This window comes from Okeania sp. SIO3I5, from assembly GCF_010672085.1.
In the GTDB taxonomy this organism is placed as follows: domain Bacteria; phylum Cyanobacteriota; class Cyanobacteriia; order Cyanobacteriales; family Microcoleaceae; genus Trichodesmium.
Genome location: NZ_JAAHHT010000067.1, coordinates 23134 through 40334, shown reverse-complemented (window position 1 = coordinate 40334; position 17201 = coordinate 23134). Strand labels below are relative to the sequence as shown.

Below are 17201 nucleotides of genomic sequence, written 5' to 3'. Positions count from 1 at the left end.
CTTGAGCGAGTAAGACTAATAAACGTTGACGAGAGATACCTAATAAAAAAGACGCTTCTCTAGTACGCATGATTTTCTCCTTTACTATTGGACAATAGTTAGATGTTTAAAAAAAATAACATAAGAGGTGTTATCTAAAAACAAGTATAAACATTCATTTTAGTTTTGTCAACAAGAGAGTTTGCTGAAAAAGTATGAGTGGTTAGGGTAGGAGTTAACTAAGACGGCCCAAACCTGAAACCTTGAAGTCCCAAACCTGAGCCGAGAGGTTTCAAACCTCAACTTCCTCAAAAGATGCGGTTAGGGGAAAGAGCGAAAAATATTCTTCCTTAGAGACGAAGAACATTTTTATTATGGCTCATTAATGAGACTTGATATAATATCATGTCAGGATAATTAGTGATAAAAAAACTTGCTCCTCTTTATACCTTAAAACTTCCTCTTATTCCCTCCAGTCTCCAGTCTCGAGTCTCCTGACTCCTCCCTAATTATTTATAACTATTCAACCGGACATGATATAAGATGGTTTTCTACTATGGGTGATACCCATTACTTACTCTGGTTAGATATTTAGAGGTATCAGAAACAGATTACTTTTAAAGTTTCATCTCTTGATTTACCAAAGCCCCAAAAACATTATTTAATTTGAGAAATAGCAATTTTAGCAACTTGTGAAATCCCTGGTCGATTATCCTTTAATTTAGCTTCTAAATAAGGTAAAGCTTCTTTGTCTCCTAATTTTCCTAATGCTAAAAAGGCTGCTTTTGATAATTCTAAATTTGACTCATCTAACAAAGGAATAAGTTTAGCTAATGCTAACCCTGGTGGTATTCTACTTAAAGCGGCGATCGCTTCCAGACGCACTTCGATATCTCGATCTTCAAGGGCAGAAAATAGAACTTCCTCTAAACTTTCATCCCATCTACTTTCTGCTATTCTCCCTAATGCTCCTACCACACCAATACGAACATCTCTGTTATCCGATTGGTATGCTAACAATAATTCTTCAATTCCTTCTGCTCCAATAAATCCTAATGCCCAACTAGCTTGCCCCTTGGATGTACCGGGATAATCTCCTTCTATAATTTCTAATAAAGGTTTAACGGCGAGGGCACCCATTTTAGCTAATGCTCCAGCAGATGAACTTTTGACTACAGTATCCTCATCATTTAATAGTGCATTAATTAAAGTGGGAATAGACTCTGGTTCTTGAATTTTAGCTAATCCTTTTCCTGCCGATCGCCTCACAACAGGATTAGGATGGTTAGCTAGTGCTTCTAACAAAAAAGGAGTTATTGGTTTGCCAATTTGCCCAAAAGCTTCCACAAAACCTAATCTAATCATACCTCGCTTATCTGCCAATGCTTCTACCATTTGTTGCAATAGTTCAGAGTCTTGTGAGTTAAATGTTTTTTGAGCGAGTTGTTCGTTAATTTGTTCTAATAATTGTTCAGTTTCTATAGGATCTGGTAATTTCTCAGAAATATTGACCATGGAAAATTAATAATAAATAAATCAAGAATTCAATAATTTTACGATATCAGAATAATTGTATTTTTGAGCCATGATCGATGCTGTCAAACCATTTTCTTCCTGAATATCTTTTTGCGCTTGATTTTCTAGTAAAATTTGTACTGTGTCAGGATGATTATGGGCGACAGCCATCATTAAAGCAGTCCATCCTTGACCATCTTGAGCATTAATATTTGCTCCATATTCAACAATAGTTTTAACTGTTGCAGTATGACCACAAGAGGCAGATGCTTGTAAAGCTGTAACACCATATTTGTCGGCAGCATTCATATCTGCTCCTTGCTCAAGCAGAATTTTAACGGTGGCAGTTTCTCCTTGTCGAGCTCCCCACATTAAAGCTGTCCTACCAAAGAGGTTGTCTCTGGCATTAATATTATCAACTTGGACAAGCAAAGTTTGTACTAAATCGACTTGACCGTTTTTAGCTGCTTCTATCAATTTATCATTGGTATTCATCTTTTCCGTGTATAAGTTGGTAGTATTTATAGCTAATATAAAATCCGGTTGAACAGTCTCCGCCACGACGATAGGAAGCAATCTCGCGAAACCAATGAGATTGCTTCCTTCGACTCCGTTCGAGTCGCAATAACTTAGATATAGTAATTATCCGAATTTTATATAATCTGTTTCCAGAAATCTACAAAAATAAGTAAAATATAAGATTATCCAATTTATTGTCTATTTCTGTTTGCTTTTATTTACAATATTTTATTTATGAATGGTTTGTGAGAAACAAATTGTTACAATTATTTATTTAAACTAAGCATAATGAAGCCACAAACAATTCCTTTAAACTTAATTAATAAAAGTTCACTAAATAATATACAAAATCTGTAAAGTTAATTTTTATTACTTTTGCTACTTAATTGCTTGACAAACTACCAGAAAATATTAATTTAATGGGTAACTCCTTTTGCTTTTGCCTGGGGGGTATTAAAAACAAGGATTTTTGGTGTTGGTGAATGAAGGTATGATTTTAGGAGTCAGGAGATAGAAAGAAAGTGTTTTACTACCCAAAGTAAGTAACTAGATTCAGATACCTAAAATCAGCAATACTGGAATTTAGAAAAACACAATTTCCTCAAAATAGTTTGGAGGGTTTTTATGGAGACACAACCTGTTAACGCCAGCTTAATGGAAATTAATCCGACACAGGATTATTCAGATCGTTCATCTTGTTTGGAAGGAATCTATCGACAACTTTTTAAAGAAAACCGAAATTTCGATTTCTTTCATAATTCGACATTAGATTCATTGTTTTTAGCAGGTGAGTTAACAACCCGCGACATGATTTGCGAGTTGCTTTGTTCAGAAATGTACAGAGACTATATTCTAGGAGTTAATAGCAACTATTATTTTGTTAGTCTTTGTTTTGAAAGGGTTCTTGGCCGTCCACCAGAACAACTGGAAAAATATAAGTGGAGTTCTTTTTTAGCAACAGAAGGTCTCAGAGCTTTTGCAGAACAATTGACAGGAAGTGATGAATATATCGCAGCTTTTGGTGACAATATTGTGCCAAGTCGCCGTTCTCTAAAGCTATTTTCTAGCGATCAGAATCTTCCTGCTTTACCTAAAGAACAAAGTATTCAACGCTATGCAGGAGAGGGTAATATTAATCAGTATAAACCTCATTATTATGGCAGTATTCTACGTTGGAAAAATGGAAATCCACCCCTTCTTGTCAGTCAAGTTTTTGCTATTATAGCTGTTGCATTCGGCATTGAAGTTATCAGGATATTTGTGACAATTGCCATTGCTGCTTTCAAGACAGGTTCTTTTTAATATTCTTGTGCTAAAATAAAAAGGTTTAAAATCTGCATAAGATTTCAGTTTGTCCTATTTCAATTACTTTATTTAATCCAGAGAGAGACATAAAATGATTCATTTAATGACACTTGCCGCTGCTGTTCCCCATACCCCTGAGTGGAGTCCTATAGTGGGAATGGTAATGATTATTTGCAATATCTTAGCGATCGCTGTGGGTAAATTAACTATGGCTACCCCTACTGCTGGACCAGAATTACCCATGCCAAAAATGTTTGGTGGTATGGGATATCCTGCCCTATTAGCAACTACAAGTTTAGGCCATGTGATCGGATTTGGTGCTATTTTAGGATTGGCGAATATAGGTATTCTCTAATCTACTGAAATACTTTTAGGGTCTTCTAGCAAATATATATCTGCCGAACAATAGTAGAGATATTCCATGGAATGTCTCTACAAATTTTGTTGTGTATATTTATGTCCCGAATTGCTATATAATCTATTCAAGAAATTAATTTAGGACTTACGCAAAGAAACCCGGTTTCTACAATAAATCGTTGTTTTGAGCAATAGATGTCTACGAGAAACCGGGTTTCTGGGTTCACATGGCCTTAGTCCTGTAATTGTTGATTATAATTAACACGCCAAGAATATGGATAAGCGTTTTTTCAATGTATTTCCTGGATTAACTGAAGAAAAAGCAATTGCTTTGTTAGAAACACCTCTAGAAGAGTTAGAAGACAAATCAGACCGTTATATTGCAGCAAGTCATTTGGTTAATTTTCCTAGCGATCGCTCTATTAATGCTTTAATCAAAACTATACAGGATACGAATCCTGTTTTAGAACATAAAATTGCTAGACGTAAAGCGATCGAAACATTGGGGCGTTTGAATGTAACATCTGCACTACCCACAATTCGAGCTTGTTTGGGTGATGCAGACTGCTACACTGTAGAAAATGCTGTCTGGGCAATTAGTGAAATAGGAACTGAAGACCAAGAAATTCTGGCAGAAATTGCTCAGTTGTTAGAAAAACCAGCTCAAAGTTATCGTTTGATTATTCAGGTGTTGGCAAAGTTTGACTATAAACCTGCAATAAGTAAGATTCAGCAGTTTACAGAATCTGATGATGAACCTATTGCTAGTGCAGCGATCGCTACTGTTTGTCGTTTAACGGGAGACTACTCGCAAATGACAAAGGTAATGGAATTTTTAGAGCATTCTAGTGTTAATGCGAGACGTGGTTGTATTCAAGACTTGATTGATGGCAAATATTATCAGTCTATTCCGAATATTGCTAAGTGCCCAGTTTCTATGGTTTTTCGTCTCCGGGGAATTAGACTTTTAGCAGAAGCAGGTATTCCCACAGGGGAGATTAACTTTACTGAAATTGAACCGTTTTTAGATACAGTTATTCGCGATCATCCCAACGATTTAGAATTAGTTCACGAATATGATCAAACTCCTGCTTTAGAATTTGTGATTAAGGAATTATACAGTACAGATTTTGGTAGGTGTTATTTAGCTAGCAAAACTCTTCTAGAACAAGTTGCTCCAGAAGTTGCAGGTGCAGCATTAATGGCAACCTTTGCCGAAAGCGCTCATAATGATTATGGCGCTCACTATCATGTAGTTAGACTTTTAGGTTGGCTGAAATATGTTGATGCTTACGATCTTTTGGTAGAAGCACTGCACAATACAGCGCCTCAATTTCAGAAGTCTCGTGGTGCTGCTGCACTTGCTCTGGCAAATTTGGGAGATGAACGAGCGATACCTTTGCTTAGAGAAAGTATTAGTCAGACAAGAATTTTTGACTTTAAATATGCTTGTTTATTGGCGTTGAAAAAGTTAGGCGATCGTCAAGCTGCTGAGTTGTTGGTTGATGATTCAGATTTATTGATTCAAGCTAAAGCAAAAAATATGATTTGATGCCAACAGGACTTACGCAGATCAACCCAGAAACCGGGTTTTTTCGTAGATATTTATTGCCAAAACAACGATTTATCCTAAAAACCCGGTTTCTTTGCCTAAGTCCTAACCAAATTCCCCCCTTCAACTTCCTGTCTAATTTTTTGACAGCGGTTTTCATATGAATAAACCACAATGATACTGACTCTTCACTCCTAACTCTTGACTCCTGACTCCTAACTCCTAACTCCTGACTCCTGACTCCTGACTCCTAACAATGAATTTAGTGGTCTACTCAACTGAAAAGCGCTGTAAGTAGGGGCGAACCGTCGTTCGCACCCTACAAATAAAATTGAATGATTTATCAAAAATATTCTGTAGCCAAGTTAGCCAGAATTTCTGAAGTTATCTAGTTGTTATTAGCAGAATTAGCTATTTGTTGAACAACCGACAAAGGCAAATCTAAATATTCAGCAATTAATTCTAGACTCAATCCTGATTTGAGCATTCGAGCAACTGCTTCTTGCTTGGCTTTCTGTTGGCCTCTTTGTTCTCCAATTTCTTCACCAACTTGTTGACCATCGGCAAAAGCTTCTTGAGCTTTAAATTTTTCTTGTATCGCTGACTCCTGGGGAGTTGGCACTCGTTCACCGTTGGCAGTAAAGTAACGCAGTTTACCTTCATCTACTCCTAAATATAATTCTAATTCTTGGCTCCAACGCCAACCTTTTTCATTCGGTTGAATTTCTTCATAAACATTTTGTTTTAAGCAAAATCCCATAAATTCCATATTTTCGGGGTCAAACCAAAAATACTCTGGGGTACGGAAGTTGTTTTGATATAGCTGTTTTTTTAAGTTGCGATCGACTCTAGCGGTAGAGTCTGATAGTAACTCTATTATTAAATTGGGATATCTACCGTTTTCTTCCCAAACTACCCATGACTTCCGGGGTTGCTTCTGGGTATCCTTGACTAAGAAAAAATCAGGACCGCGAAATTCCTTAGTTTTTAGATGTTGGCGACTGTAAAAAATAGTCAAGTTGGCACCAATAAAGTAATCATTTTTATTGCGCCATAACCATTCCAGACAAGTAACTAGCAACATGAGTTGGGCATAGTGTTGAGAGCTTTCCATTTCGGGTTCGTCGCTTTCTAGTTGAGTAGCATCGGGCATTATTGCCTCTAATTGTTGGGCAGTTAAAACCATTGATTTTCACCTTACAATTAATAGATATAATTGAGATTATAGCACGTTAACGAAGTCAGAAGTTATAAGTCAGAAGTCAGAAGTTGTTTTTGTAACGGGGATTTATGCCCAGTTCCAAAAACATTTCGCCTTAAAAGTCCTTGCTCTAAACCCAATTATTTTGGTAAATCAGCGATCGCTTAAAGGTTTTGAACCTGTCAGTTTCTTTTCTTCTGTTTTCTGCCTTTCGCCTTTTGCCTTCTGGTTTCTGTCTTGCAAGAGCGAACACAATATCCTAACCAAGTACCGAAACCAGGATGTTTGACAAACTTTGCCCAGATGATAAGTGTCGTCTTTCCAAGATTTGTCATGCTCCGTAGTTGTTGTTGAAGGATTGAAACTTACTTGATTTTCTATTTGTTCATTAGTGCTTCCGGTTGCGCAACGTAGAGTCTTACTAGATCGATCTAGTTTAGCTAATTTACAAGTTAGCAACACAACAGATAATAAAGAAGCTGCTAACAGTTTTTTATTAATACCTTTCATTTTTGCATCTCCATATTTTATTAGACATTTCGATTCAACTAAACGATTAGTTGAACCCTCAAGCGATCGCCTCACTTAGCGATTTTGTTTGTTATCTCAATTTTAGGGAATAATTGAGTTTTAATAGTTAGAAAACGTGAATAATTTGAGTTAGTTTTAGTTAGTAGTAGGGCAAGATATCTATCTAGCGATCGCCTCACTTAGCGATTTATTTTGTTATCTCCACTTTAGGGAATAATTGAGTTTTAATGGTGAGAAAACCTTAGAGGTTAGAGTTAGTTTTAGTTAGTAGTAGGGCAAGATATCTATCTAAAGATCGCCTCACTTAGCGATTTATTTTGTTATCTCCACTTTAGGGAATAATTGAGTTTTAATAGTTAGAAAACGTTAGAGGTTAGAGTTGTTTTTAATTAGCAGTAGGGCAAGATATCTATCTAGCGATCGCCTCACTTAGCGATTTATTTTGTAACATCTATTTTAGGGAATAATTGAGTTTTAATGGTTAGAAAACGTTAGAGGTTAGAGTTAGTTTGAGTTAGTAATAGATCAAGATACATATCTAGAGATCGCCTCACTTAGCGATTTATTTTGTTATCTCCACTTTAGGGAATAATTGAGTTTTAATAGTTAGAAAACGTGAAGAATTTGAGTTAGTTTGAGTTAGTAGTAGGGCAAGATATCTATCTAGCGCTCGCCTCACTTAGCGATTTATTTTGTAATACAGGACTTAGGCAAAATACGAAACCAGACACCTTATGTAGGGGCGAATGGCATTCGCCCTCTACTATATAGGGAATAATTGAGTTTTAATAGTTAGAAAACGTTAGAGGTTTGAGTTAGTTTTAATTGGTAGTATGGCAAGATATCTATCTAGCGATCGCCTCACTGAGTTTTTTTTTGTCATCTAAATCTTAGGAAATAATTTATTTTTAATAGTTAGAAAATGTGAAAACTTAGAGTTAGTTTTAGTTAGTATTATGGTAAGATATCTATCTAGCGATCACCTCACTGAGCAATTTATTTTGTCATCTCAACTTTAGGGAATAATTGAGTTTTAATAGTTAGAAAACGTTAGAGGTTAGAGTTAGTTTTTGTTTTACCGAAAAATTTTGGTTTAAAGTCTCCCCTTTTAAGGGGGTAATAAATAAAAATTTTCCTTCGAGTCAATCCTCTTCTTTTCAAGGAGAGGTAATTATTCATTATTCATTATTCATTATTCATTATTCATTGTTGAAGAGCTTTGAGCTTTAATTATAAGTATTATGACTTTAAATTTCTGATATAGCAATTCTTTAATCTGTGAGGTATAGATGTTCGATCCCCCCTAACCTCCCTTCTTAAGCTATGCTTTATAAACATCTTTCTTAACATAAAACTTGACAACATAGACAAGTTATGTTGAAGTCTTGAATCGGCTTTTTCAGGAGAAAAGAGTATTTTTCAATACACTTTTTTATCAATGTAGACAGAATTCTTCCTCCCCCTCCTCCCCACCCTCCCACAAGGGTTTCAAGAGTTCCTTATAAGGGATAGCTTCTTAAGGGGGGAACTTCAAAGTCCCCGTTTTCAAGGGGGATTTAGGGGGATTCAAAGTCCCCCTTTTCAAGGGGGATTTAGGGGGATCGTAGGTGTACCTCATCCAACAGAGAAACGCTATATATGCCTATTGAAAAAGTTAGAAAAAGTTAGAACTTCAAAGTCCCCCTTTTCAAGGGAGATTTAGGGGGATCGTAGGTGTACCTCATCCAACAGAGAAACGGTATATATGCCTATTAAAAAAGTTAGGAAAAGTTAGAATTTTGATAAAAAGCTGGCATTTGCTAGTAGAAGAAAATATAATAGTTGCCAATAAATTACAGTTTATAAAAAAAATGAACAGAGAAACAGCTTTTGAATTTGTAAATAATCAATATTTTAACCAAAAAGAAAAAAGTTTGAGCGACTTGCAAAAAAGTATTTTTTGCTTGGCTTGGGAAGGTGAAAAATATAAAGAAATTGCACTAAAAATATATTCTACTGAGGGAAATATCAAACTGGAAGCAGCTAAATTATGGAAAATACTGGGAGATTTATGCGGGCAAAAAGTCACTAATAAGAATTTTCGATTGGTTGTAGAAGCTGAAATTAAACGAGATAGCGATCGCCACAATTTCCTCCTACCGAAACAGATGAAAGAATGGTTTGAAATTCTTGGCTACGAGTTTACAGACTACCACCGTGAGGAGAAAAAAGGTAAAAGGTGGTTTGAATGGATTATCAAAATTAAAACTCGTCGCGGATACGATCGCATCCTGGTTCGAGGAGTGGAAGGGGAGGCAGAACCTTGGGAACTAAATGCTTTGCGTCAGTCTGTAATTAACGAAAGAACGGATGAGGGTTGGTTAGTGGCAGTTTTTCGTATTAGTAAAGCTGCTCGCGATGAAGTCAAAAAGCCAGAAAACCAAAACTTATTTTGCTACACTTTTGACGAACTCATAGACCAAGAAGCGGACTTTAGTCGTTATTGTCAGTGGTTGGAGGAACAAGTCAAACAGCGGGGTATGGATGTTAAATATGTGCCCCTCGGTTGTAGCAAGGCAGAGGTTGACCCCAACACTAAACAAAAAATCGGAGTGAGTCACTACGATGAAGATGATGGCTGGATAGATGGTTATGTTGATCGATGGCAGGGCGATCCGGCGAAAAAACATCTTTCGGTTTTGGGCGAGTTCGGTACTGGCAAAACTTGGTTTGTGTTTCACTACGCTTGGGAACAGTTGCAGCGCTATTTGGATGCTAAAAAGCGAGGGGTGGAACGTCCGCGCTTGCCTCTAGTTATCTTGTTGCGGGACTATGCTAAGGCAGTTAATATGAAATCTCTGTTTTCGGAGTTCTTTTTCCGGCAACACGAAATTCCACTGCCTGGTTATTCTGCTTTTGAACTGCTCAACCGCATGGGTAAGTTGTTGGTAATTTTTGACGGTTTTGACGAGATGGCAGCTAAGGTAGATCGGCAAAAGATGATTAATAATTTTTGGGAGTTAGCACAAACGGTGGTGCCCGGAGCTAAGGTGATTCTCACTTGTCGCACCGAGCATTTTCCCGAAGCTAAGGAAGGTCGCGCTTTACTAAATGCCGAGTTGCAAGCTTCTGTGGCTAACTTGACTGGGGAACCTCCACAGTTTGAAGTGTTGGAACTGAAAAAATTTAACGACGACCAAATTCGTCAGGTACTTTCCTTTCAGACTGAACCCGCAACGGTGGAAAAAGTGATGGGTAATTCTCAATTATTAGATTTAGCTCGCCGTCCGGTGATGAGCGAGTTAATTCTGGAGGCGCTGCCAGATATAGAAGCAGGGAAAGCGATCGACTTGGCACGGCTTTATTTGTATGCGGTGAAACACAAGATGGAACGAGATATTAAAGAAGGGCGGACTTTTACTTCTCTAGCGGATAAGTTGTATTTTCTTTGCGAACTTTCTTGGGAAATGTTATCTAGTGACAAGATGAGTCTCAACTATCGGGAATTTCCAGACCGCATTCGCCGTTTGTTTGGAAGCAAAGTCGAAGAACAAAAAGATTTAGACCACTGGCATTTTGACATGATGGGTCAGACAATGTTGATCCGCAATGAGGATGGGGATTACAGTCCGGCGCATCGTTCGTTGTTAGAGTTTTTTGTTGCCTATAAGTTTGCTGCCGAGTTGGGGGTATTGCCTCCAGATTTTGTGGAAGTTGCAGCGGCGCAGTCTTATGTCAACACAGAGGCAACTGCCCAGGAGTACACTTGGTCTAATTATTTCCAGCGGGAAGTGGATGCTCAGGGGAAGGTTCTTTCTGTTGCGCCTCCTCTAAAAACTTTTTCTAGAGAATCTCTGGAGCGTTTGCGTACCACTTTTGGAGAGATGCCTCTGGCGAAAGCGGTTCTGGATTTGTTGTTACCAATGCTTTCTAGGGAAACAACGGCAGCGCAAACCTGCCAGAAGTTACGGGAAGTTGTGGAAGCGACGCGAGGGAAAACAGTTGACGAGGTTGGTTATGTGGGTGGCAATGCTGCAACTTTGTTAGTGAAAAGCAATAATGCTGCTTTGGAGGGTTGCGATTTGAGTCAGACTGTCATTTTGGGAGCTAATTTTGTAGGTGCAAGCTTGCAGGATGTTAATTTGACTGAGGCAAATCTGGCTGATTCTATTTTTCTGGAGTCTCTGGGTATAGTTAGGTCTTTAGCTTTTACTCCCGATAGTAAACTCCTGGCAACGGGGGATGAGTCTGGCAAAATTCATTTGTCGCAAGTTGCCGATGGTAAAAAAGTTTTGACTTGGGAAGGTCATACCAATGCGATCAAAACCGTAAAATTTTCTGCGGATGGTCAAACTCTAGTTAGCGCTAGTTCTGACAAAACAGTAAAATTTTGGAACTTGGTAAGCAGTAAATGTTTGAGAAGTTTACTAATAGATTCTGAATCTATAAAAGCTACTGCCTTGAGTGCAAATATCCAACTCTTAGCTACTGGTAGCATAGATGGGACAATCAAATTATGGAATCTTAGCGATGGCAAATATTTAGCTATCTTACAAGGACATACAAGTTGGATAAACAAAGTAGTGTTTAGTCCAAGTGGAGAAATTTTAGCAACTGCTAGCCAAGATAGAAACATCAAGCTATGGAGTGTCAATAATGGTGAATGTTTAGCCACTTTATCAGGACATGAAGAAGCAGTCCGCACTATTGCTTTTAGACCCGATGGTAAAATCTTGGCAAGTGGTAGTCTTGACTTTACTATTAAACTTTGGGATATTAGAGATATCAAAAATATTTCCCTGGCTGTTACTATTCCTGCCCATGATAATCTAGTAAGAGGGCTAGCTTTTTCCGCAGATGGAAAAATGCTTGCCAGTGGCAGTGGCGATCTAACTGCAAAATTATGGGATGTTAGCCATAGCGATCGCCCACAACTACTTAATACTTTACGAGAACATACCTCTTGGCTGCATCAGGTTGCTTTTAGTCCTGATGGAAAGATTTTAGCCAGTAGTGCTAGTGATAACAAAGTAAATTTGTATAGTCTTGAGAATATTGATAACCTAAAACTCCAAAATACTCTAGGAGGTTGGGGAAATTGGATTCGCTCAATTGCTTTTAGTCCTGATGGCAAGACCTTAGCTAGTGGTAGTGATGACTATACGGTGAAACTTTGGAATATAAAAGAGGAGAAAATAGTAGCAAATTTCCAGAAACATCAGGAGCGTGTGCAATCAGTTGCTTTTAGTCCTGATGGTAAAACTCTAGCTAGTGGAAGTTTCGATTTTACTGTTAAGTTATGGAATGTGACTACCAGGGAATATTTAACAACTTTGAGTGGATATACAGACGTAGTACATTCTATTGCTTTTACTCCTGACAGCAGCTTATTGATTAGTGCTGGAGAGTCTCGCTCTATAAAGTTGTGGGATGTCAAGACAAAGCAGCAACGGAAAACTTTACCCAGCCACTACAAATCGAAAGTTTTTGCAATTGCCATCAGCCCAGATAGTAAGAAAATAGCTGTTGGTGGAGTTGAGCCTATTGTTCAATTGTGGGACATTGAGACAGATGAAAATCTAAGCAGTTTCCAAGGACATCAAGCAGAGATTGTGTCAGTTACTTTCAGCCCTGATGGTAAGCTATTAGCAACTAGCAGCCGTGACAAAACAGCTCGTTTGTGGAATTTTAGCACCCAAGAATGCCTCGCGGTTTTTGAAGGTCAACAAGTATGGCATTATTCAATTGCCTTCAGTCCAGACGGTCAACTATTGGCCAATGGATCAGAAAACTACACCGTGCGCTTGTGGAACGTTAACACCCACGAACCCTACGCCACCTTTAGCGGGCATCAAAGTTGGGTATTAGCAGTAGCATTCCACCCCGACGGTCAAATTCTTGCCAGCAGTAGCGCCGACGAAACAATTAAACTCTGGAACATCAAAACAGGAGAGTGCATCAAAACCCTGAGAGTACCCAGACCTTATGAAAACGCCAACATTACCGGAGTCACAGGATTAAGCAACGCCCAAAAAGACAGCCTCAAAGCATTGGGAGCAGTGGATAATAGATAATGGATAATTGATAATTACGTCTCCCTTTTAGGGAAAGGATTGACTAATTCTGTAGGGGCGAATGGCACTCGCCCACCTACGAATAGCTCGTTGTCTAAGAATTTGCCTAAATCCCGATCTAATTAGGGCTTGCTGATTAAATATCAAAGCATTGACAGGTAAAGGTTATACCATTTTTTAGTCCTGAAAAAGTACCAGCTTTTTGAGCTTTTAGCGCCAAAAAGCTAGTATTTTGGGATGATTATGGCAGAAAAATTGAGGGACAATTTTTCCGACTATCTCCTCTAAAATTCCTATTTCTCCTGACTCCGTACGGACGTTGCATGCAACGTCCCTACCTACTGACTACTAGAAACAGCAAAAATACTTTTTCAGCAAGCCCTAATTATTATTAGCCGAATTAGCTATTTGTTGAACAACAGACAAAGGCAAATCTAAAGATTCAGCAATTACCTCTAAACTCAATCCTAATTTGAGCATTCGAGTAATAGCTTTTTCTGCTGACTCCTCGGGAGTCGGCACTCGTTTACCGTCGGCAGTAAAGTAACGCAGTTCACCTCCATCTACCCCTAAATATAATTCTAATTCTTGACTCCAACGCCAACCTTCCTGATTCGGTTGAATTTCTTCATAACCATTTTGTTTTAAGCAAAATCCCATAAACTCCAGAGTTTCGGGGTCAAACCAAAAATATTCTGGGGTGCGGAAGTTGTTTTGATATAACTGTTTTTTAAAGTTGCGATCGACTCTAGCGGTAGAGTCTGATAGTAACTCTATTATTAAATTGGGATATCTACCGTTTTCTTCCCAAACTACCCATGACTTCCGGGGTTGCTTCTGGGTATCCTTGACTAAGAAAAAATCAGGACCGCGAAATTCCTTAGTTTTTAGATGTTGGCGACTGTAAAAAATAGTCAAGTTGGCACCAATAAAGTAATCATTTTTATTGCGCCACAACCATTCGAGACAAATAACTAGCAACATGAGTTGGGTATAGTGTTGAGAGCTTTCCATTTCCGGTTCATCGCTTTCTAGTTGAGTAGCATCTGGCATTATTGCCTCTAATTGTTGGGCTGTTAAAACCATAGAGTTTCATCCTGTTTTCACATTTGTCTAATTTATTTAAGTAGGGGCGAACGGCGGTTCGCCCCCTACAAATCAAATTGAATTATTGATCACAAATATTCTGTAGCCAAGTTAGCCTAAATCTCTTGAGTTATCTAATTATTATTAGCAGAATTAGCTATTTGTTGAACAACCGACAAAGGCAAATCTAAATATTCAGCAATTAATTCTAAACTCAATCCTGATTTGAGCATTCGAGCAACTGCTTCTTGTTTGGCCTTCTGTTCACCAACTTGTTGACCATCGGCAAAAGCTTCTTGAGCTTGCAATTTTTCTTGTATCGCTGACTCCTGAGGAGTTGGCACTCGTTCGCCGTTAGCAGTGAAGTAACGCAGTTTACCTTCATCTACTCCTAAATATAATTCTAATTCTTGGCTCCAACGCCAACCTTCCTGATTCGGTTGAATTTCTGCATAACCATTTTGTTTTAAGCAAAATCCCATAAACTCCATAGTTTCGGGGTCAAACCAAAAATATTCTGGGGTACGGAAGTTGTTTTGATATAACTGTTTTTTTAAGTTGCGATCGACTCTAGCGGTAGAGTCTGATAGTAACTCGATAATTAAGTTAGGATATTTACCGTTTTCTTCCCAAACTACCCATGACTTCCGGGGTTGCTTCTGGGTATCCTTGACTAAGAAAAAATCAGGACCGCGAAATTCCTTAGTTTTTAGATGTTGGCGACTGTAAAAAATAGTCAAGTTGGCACCAATAAAGTAATCATTTTTATTGCGCCATAACCATTCCAGACAAGTAACTAGCAACATGAGTTGGGCATAGTGTTGAGAGCTTTCCATTTCAGGTTCGTCGCTTTCTAGTTGAGTGGCATCAGGCATTATTGCCTCTAATTGTTGGGCAGTTAAAACCATTGATTTTCACCTTACAATTAATAGATATAGTTGAGATTATAGCATAACAAATCAGCGATCGCTTAAAGGTTTTGAATCTGTCAGTTTCTTTTCTTCTGTTTTCTGCCTTTTGCCTTCTGGTTTCTGTCTTGCAAGAGCGACCACAATATTCTAACCAAGTACCGAAACCAGGATATTTGACAAACTTTGCCCAGATGATAAGTGTCGTCTTTCCAGGATTTGTCACGATCTGTAGTTGTTGTTGAAGGATTGAAACTTACTTGATTTTCTGGCGTTGGTGATTTGAGGTATGATTTCTTGTCCGGATCAGAGCGCAAACAAAAAACTTTCTCCCTCTACTATTCTTTCTTCTTCTTTCTTTCCTCCTGACTCCGTACGGACGTTGCATGCAACGTCCCTACCTCCTGACTCCTAAATAATTAAGTTTAATATCATACACTAATTCACCAACGCCGATTTTCTATTTGTTCATTTAGCAAGTGGAGCAGAAAACAACACCGTGCGCTTGTGGAACGTTAACACCCACGAACCCTACGCCACCCTTACCCGACATCAGAGTTGGGTATTAGACATCTCCAGAAAAGAGGGAACAGGGAACAGGGAACAGGGAACAGGGGGGAATAATTGATAATTTATGGATAAGAATTGATTTTATTTTTCATTTTTGGAGAAGTCTATTAGAAGTAGCATTCCACCCCGACGGTCAAATTCTTGCCAGCAGTAGCGCCGACGAAACAATTAAACTCTGGAACATCAAAACAGGAGAGTGCATCAAAACCCTGAGAATACCCAGACTTTATGAAAACGCCAACATTACCGGAGTCACAGGATTAAGCAACGCCCAAAAAGACAGCCTGAAAGCATTGGGAGCAGTGGAATATTGTTAGGAGAGTGTGGGGAGTGTGGGGAGTGTGGGAGGTGTGGGGAGTGTGGGAGGTGTGGGGAGTGTGGGAGGTGTGGGAGGTGTGGGGAGAAGCGCAGAAACCGAGTTTGTTTTACAGCGCTTTTCAGATTGATGAACCACATCGTCACAGCCAGAACCTTGTAGGGGACGTTCCATGGAACGTCCCTACTGTGGTTTACCCAAATGAAAACTGCTGTAGAATCTATTTCAATGTGTAGCATCTTCTGCTAAAATACAAATTAACCTATCATCATATAATTCAGAGGAAATATGTCGGATGTCACCATCAAAGACTTAGAAATAGTACAAACCCTATTCAACGAAGCAGGTTTAGATTATCAATTAGAATTAGAAGGTGGAAAAATATCAGTTATGGGGCCATCAGATATCGTTTCGAGCGAAATAACTATGCGTTTAGGCGCTTCCCTTTATGCCTGGATAAACCCCCGTCGTCTGGGGCGAGTATTTGACTCTGCTGGTGGTTTTATCTTACCCGATAGTAACCTCAAAGCACCAGACGTATCCTTTGTCAAAGCCGATCGCTTACCACGAAGCATCCGCTATTTTGCAGAAATGGTACCCGATCTAGCAGTCGAAATTAAATCTCAAAGCGATAGAGTTCCCCCTCTGAAAAAGAAACTCCTAAAATATATTGAGCTGGGGGTGCAAGTCGCAATATTAATCGATCCCGATGAAGAAACAGTAATAATTTATCGCCCCACAGGAAAACCCATTAAACTCACAGGGGATGACATCTTGAGCATTCCCGAACTATTCCCTGGTTGGGAAATATTCATTTCCGAACTTTGGCCGCCAGTCTTTGATGAAGAAGAGTAGGGATAGTTCAACAATTAATAATTAATAATGAATAATTAATAATTACCTCTCCTTGAAAAGAAGAGGATTGACTCATGCATACAATTTTTATTTATTATCCCCTTAAAAGGGGAGGCTTTAAACCAAAATTTTTCGGTAAATTTGTTAATTTTAGAGCGATCGGTAACGAAACTGTAAAATCATTGCATCTCAGAACTGAGGAGCTACTCCAATATTTGCAACTAGAAACCAGTCAAATCAATATGTAGCGAAGATTTTAATATTTCATCAGGACTAAAGCTATGCCAACCCAGAAACCCGGTTTCTCCTAGATGTTTATTGTCAAAAACAACAATTTATCATAGAAACCGGGTTTCTTTGCGTAAGTCCTAAATATCAGGACTTACGCAGAACCTCCATATTTAGTAGGGGCGAATGGCATTCGCCCTCTAGAGATAGCGTATTGTCCAAGAAT

15 protein-coding genes are annotated in these 17201 nt (G+C 38.5%); 8 read left to right on the top strand and 7 right to left on the bottom strand.

From position 1 onward, the window contains the following. Window positions 1-636: 636 nt before the first annotated feature. Window positions 637-1494, bottom strand: coding sequence for a HEAT repeat domain-containing protein (locus F6K40_RS16940; protein ID WP_293137827.1), 858 nt, complete (start codon window positions 1492-1494; stop codon window positions 637-639). A 21-nt stretch (window positions 1495-1515) separates the two neighbouring features. Then, window positions 1516-1989: an ankyrin repeat domain-containing protein gene (locus tag F6K40_RS16935; RefSeq protein WP_293137825.1), complete on the bottom strand. Its 474-nt coding sequence runs from the start codon at window positions 1987-1989 to the stop codon at window positions 1516-1518. Window positions 1990-2637: 648 nt separating this feature from the next. Here F6K40_RS16935 and F6K40_RS16930 point away from each other — a divergent pair. From F6K40_RS16930 to F6K40_RS16920, 3 genes are all read left to right on the top strand, one after another. Beyond that, entirely contained in the window at window positions 2638-3315 is a 678-nt protein-coding gene (locus tag F6K40_RS16930) for a phycobilisome rod-core linker polypeptide (protein WP_293137824.1), read from the top strand. Window positions 3316-3409: 94 nt separating this feature from the next. Next, complete coding sequence (gene psaK / locus F6K40_RS16925; RefSeq protein ID WP_293137822.1) at window positions 3410-3673, top strand: photosystem I reaction center subunit PsaK; 264 nt, start codon at window positions 3410-3412, stop codon at window positions 3671-3673. A gap of 276 nt (window positions 3674-3949) precedes the next feature. After that, window positions 3950-5227 (top strand): C-phycoerythrin alpha-cysteine-82 phycoerythrobilin lyase CpeY, encoded by a 1278-nt coding sequence (locus F6K40_RS16920; protein ID WP_293137820.1) that lies wholly within the window; start codon window positions 3950-3952, stop codon window positions 5225-5227. Between the two features lie 388 nt (window positions 5228-5615). On the opposite strand, the gene F6K40_RS16915 is transcribed toward F6K40_RS16920, so the two are convergent. Both F6K40_RS16915 and F6K40_RS16910 read right to left on the bottom strand, forming a co-directional pair. Beyond that, entirely contained in the window at window positions 5616-6413 is a 798-nt protein-coding gene (locus F6K40_RS16915; protein ID WP_293137818.1) for a Uma2 family endonuclease, read from the bottom strand. A 168-nt stretch (window positions 6414-6581) separates the two neighbouring features. Beyond that, window positions 6582-6938: a hypothetical protein gene (locus F6K40_RS16910; protein ID WP_293137816.1), complete on the bottom strand. Its 357-nt coding sequence runs from the start codon at window positions 6936-6938 to the stop codon at window positions 6582-6584. Window positions 6939-8809: 1871 nt separating this feature from the next. Here F6K40_RS16910 and F6K40_RS16905 point away from each other — a divergent pair. Continuing rightward, the gene (locus F6K40_RS16905; RefSeq protein ID WP_293137814.1) at window positions 8810-13012 is read left to right on the top strand and encodes an NACHT and WD40 repeat domain-containing protein; all 4203 of its coding nucleotides are present in this window, start codon (window positions 8810-8812) and stop codon (window positions 13010-13012) included. Window positions 13013-13393: 381 nt separating this feature from the next. On the opposite strand, the gene F6K40_RS16900 is transcribed toward F6K40_RS16905, so the two are convergent. The 3 genes from F6K40_RS16900 to F6K40_RS16890 form a co-directional block, all read right to left on the bottom strand. Next, on the bottom strand, window positions 13394-14098 hold the full coding sequence (locus tag F6K40_RS16900; protein WP_293137812.1) for a Uma2 family endonuclease: 705 nt from the start codon (window positions 14096-14098) through the stop codon (window positions 13394-13396). A gap of 134 nt (window positions 14099-14232) precedes the next feature. Continuing rightward, window positions 14233-15006 (bottom strand): Uma2 family endonuclease, encoded by a 774-nt coding sequence (locus F6K40_RS16895; RefSeq protein ID WP_293137810.1) that lies wholly within the window; start codon window positions 15004-15006, stop codon window positions 14233-14235. After that, window positions 14966-15232: a hypothetical protein gene (locus F6K40_RS16890; RefSeq protein ID WP_293137808.1), complete on the bottom strand. Its 267-nt coding sequence runs from the start codon at window positions 15230-15232 to the stop codon at window positions 14966-14968. The genes F6K40_RS16895 and F6K40_RS16890 overlap by 41 nt, the downstream gene beginning before the upstream one ends. 394 nt (window positions 15233-15626) lie before the next feature. Between F6K40_RS16890 and F6K40_RS40895 the strand changes: the two genes are divergently transcribed. The 4 genes from F6K40_RS40895 (at window position 15627) to F6K40_RS16875 (ending at window position 16995) form a co-directional block, all read left to right on the top strand. After that, the gene (locus tag F6K40_RS40895) at window positions 15627-15893 is read left to right on the top strand and encodes a WD40 repeat domain-containing protein (RefSeq protein ID WP_365671757.1); all 267 of its coding nucleotides are present in this window, start codon (window positions 15627-15629) and stop codon (window positions 15891-15893) included. Between the two features lie 4 nt (window positions 15894-15897). Beyond that, window positions 15898-16128, top strand: coding sequence for a hypothetical protein (locus F6K40_RS16885; RefSeq protein WP_293137806.1), 231 nt, complete (start codon window positions 15898-15900; stop codon window positions 16126-16128). Window positions 16129-16180: 52 nt separating this feature from the next. Further along, window positions 16181-16747: a Uma2 family endonuclease gene (locus F6K40_RS16880; RefSeq protein WP_293137804.1), complete on the top strand. Its 567-nt coding sequence runs from the start codon at window positions 16181-16183 to the stop codon at window positions 16745-16747. 74 nt (window positions 16748-16821) lie between these two features. Continuing rightward, window positions 16822-16995 (top strand): hypothetical protein, encoded by a 174-nt coding sequence (locus F6K40_RS16875; protein ID WP_293137802.1) that lies wholly within the window; start codon window positions 16822-16824, stop codon window positions 16993-16995. The last annotated feature ends 206 nt before the right edge of the window (window positions 16996-17201 follow it).

What these genes read in the sequence shown, in the direction of transcription:
- F6K40_RS16940 (WP_293137827.1), bottom strand. Translation starts at nt 1,494, where the DNA reads ATGGTCAATATTTCTGAGAAATTACCAGATCCTATAGAAACTGAACAA.
- F6K40_RS16935 (WP_293137825.1), bottom strand. Translation starts at nt 1,989, where the DNA reads ATGAATACCAATGATAAATTGATAGAAGCAGCTAAAAACGGTCAAGTC.
- F6K40_RS16930 (WP_293137824.1), top strand. Translation starts at nt 2,638, where the DNA reads ATGGAGACACAACCTGTTAACGCCAGCTTAATGGAAATTAATCCGACA.
- psaK (WP_293137822.1), top strand. Translation starts at nt 3,410, where the DNA reads ATGATTCATTTAATGACACTTGCCGCTGCTGTTCCCCATACCCCTGAG.
- F6K40_RS16920 (WP_293137820.1), top strand. Translation starts at nt 3,950, where the DNA reads ATGGATAAGCGTTTTTTCAATGTATTTCCTGGATTAACTGAAGAAAAA.
- F6K40_RS16915 (WP_293137818.1), bottom strand. Translation starts at nt 6,413, where the DNA reads ATGGTTTTAACTGCCCAACAATTAGAGGCAATAATGCCCGATGCTACT.
- F6K40_RS16910 (WP_293137816.1), bottom strand. Translation starts at nt 6,938, where the DNA reads ATGAAAGGTATTAATAAAAAACTGTTAGCAGCTTCTTTATTATCTGTT.
- F6K40_RS16905 (WP_293137814.1), top strand. Translation starts at nt 8,810, where the DNA reads ATGAACAGAGAAACAGCTTTTGAATTTGTAAATAATCAATATTTTAAC.
- F6K40_RS16900 (WP_293137812.1), bottom strand. Translation starts at nt 14,098, where the DNA reads ATGGTTTTAACAGCCCAACAATTAGAGGCAATAATGCCAGATGCTACT.
- F6K40_RS16895 (WP_293137810.1), bottom strand. Translation starts at nt 15,006, where the DNA reads ATGGTTTTAACTGCCCAACAATTAGAGGCAATAATGCCTGATGCCACT.
- F6K40_RS16880 (WP_293137804.1), top strand. Translation starts at nt 16,181, where the DNA reads ATGTCGGATGTCACCATCAAAGACTTAGAAATAGTACAAACCCTATTC.
- F6K40_RS16875 (WP_293137802.1), top strand. Translation starts at nt 16,822, where the DNA reads ATGCATACAATTTTTATTTATTATCCCCTTAAAAGGGGAGGCTTTAAA.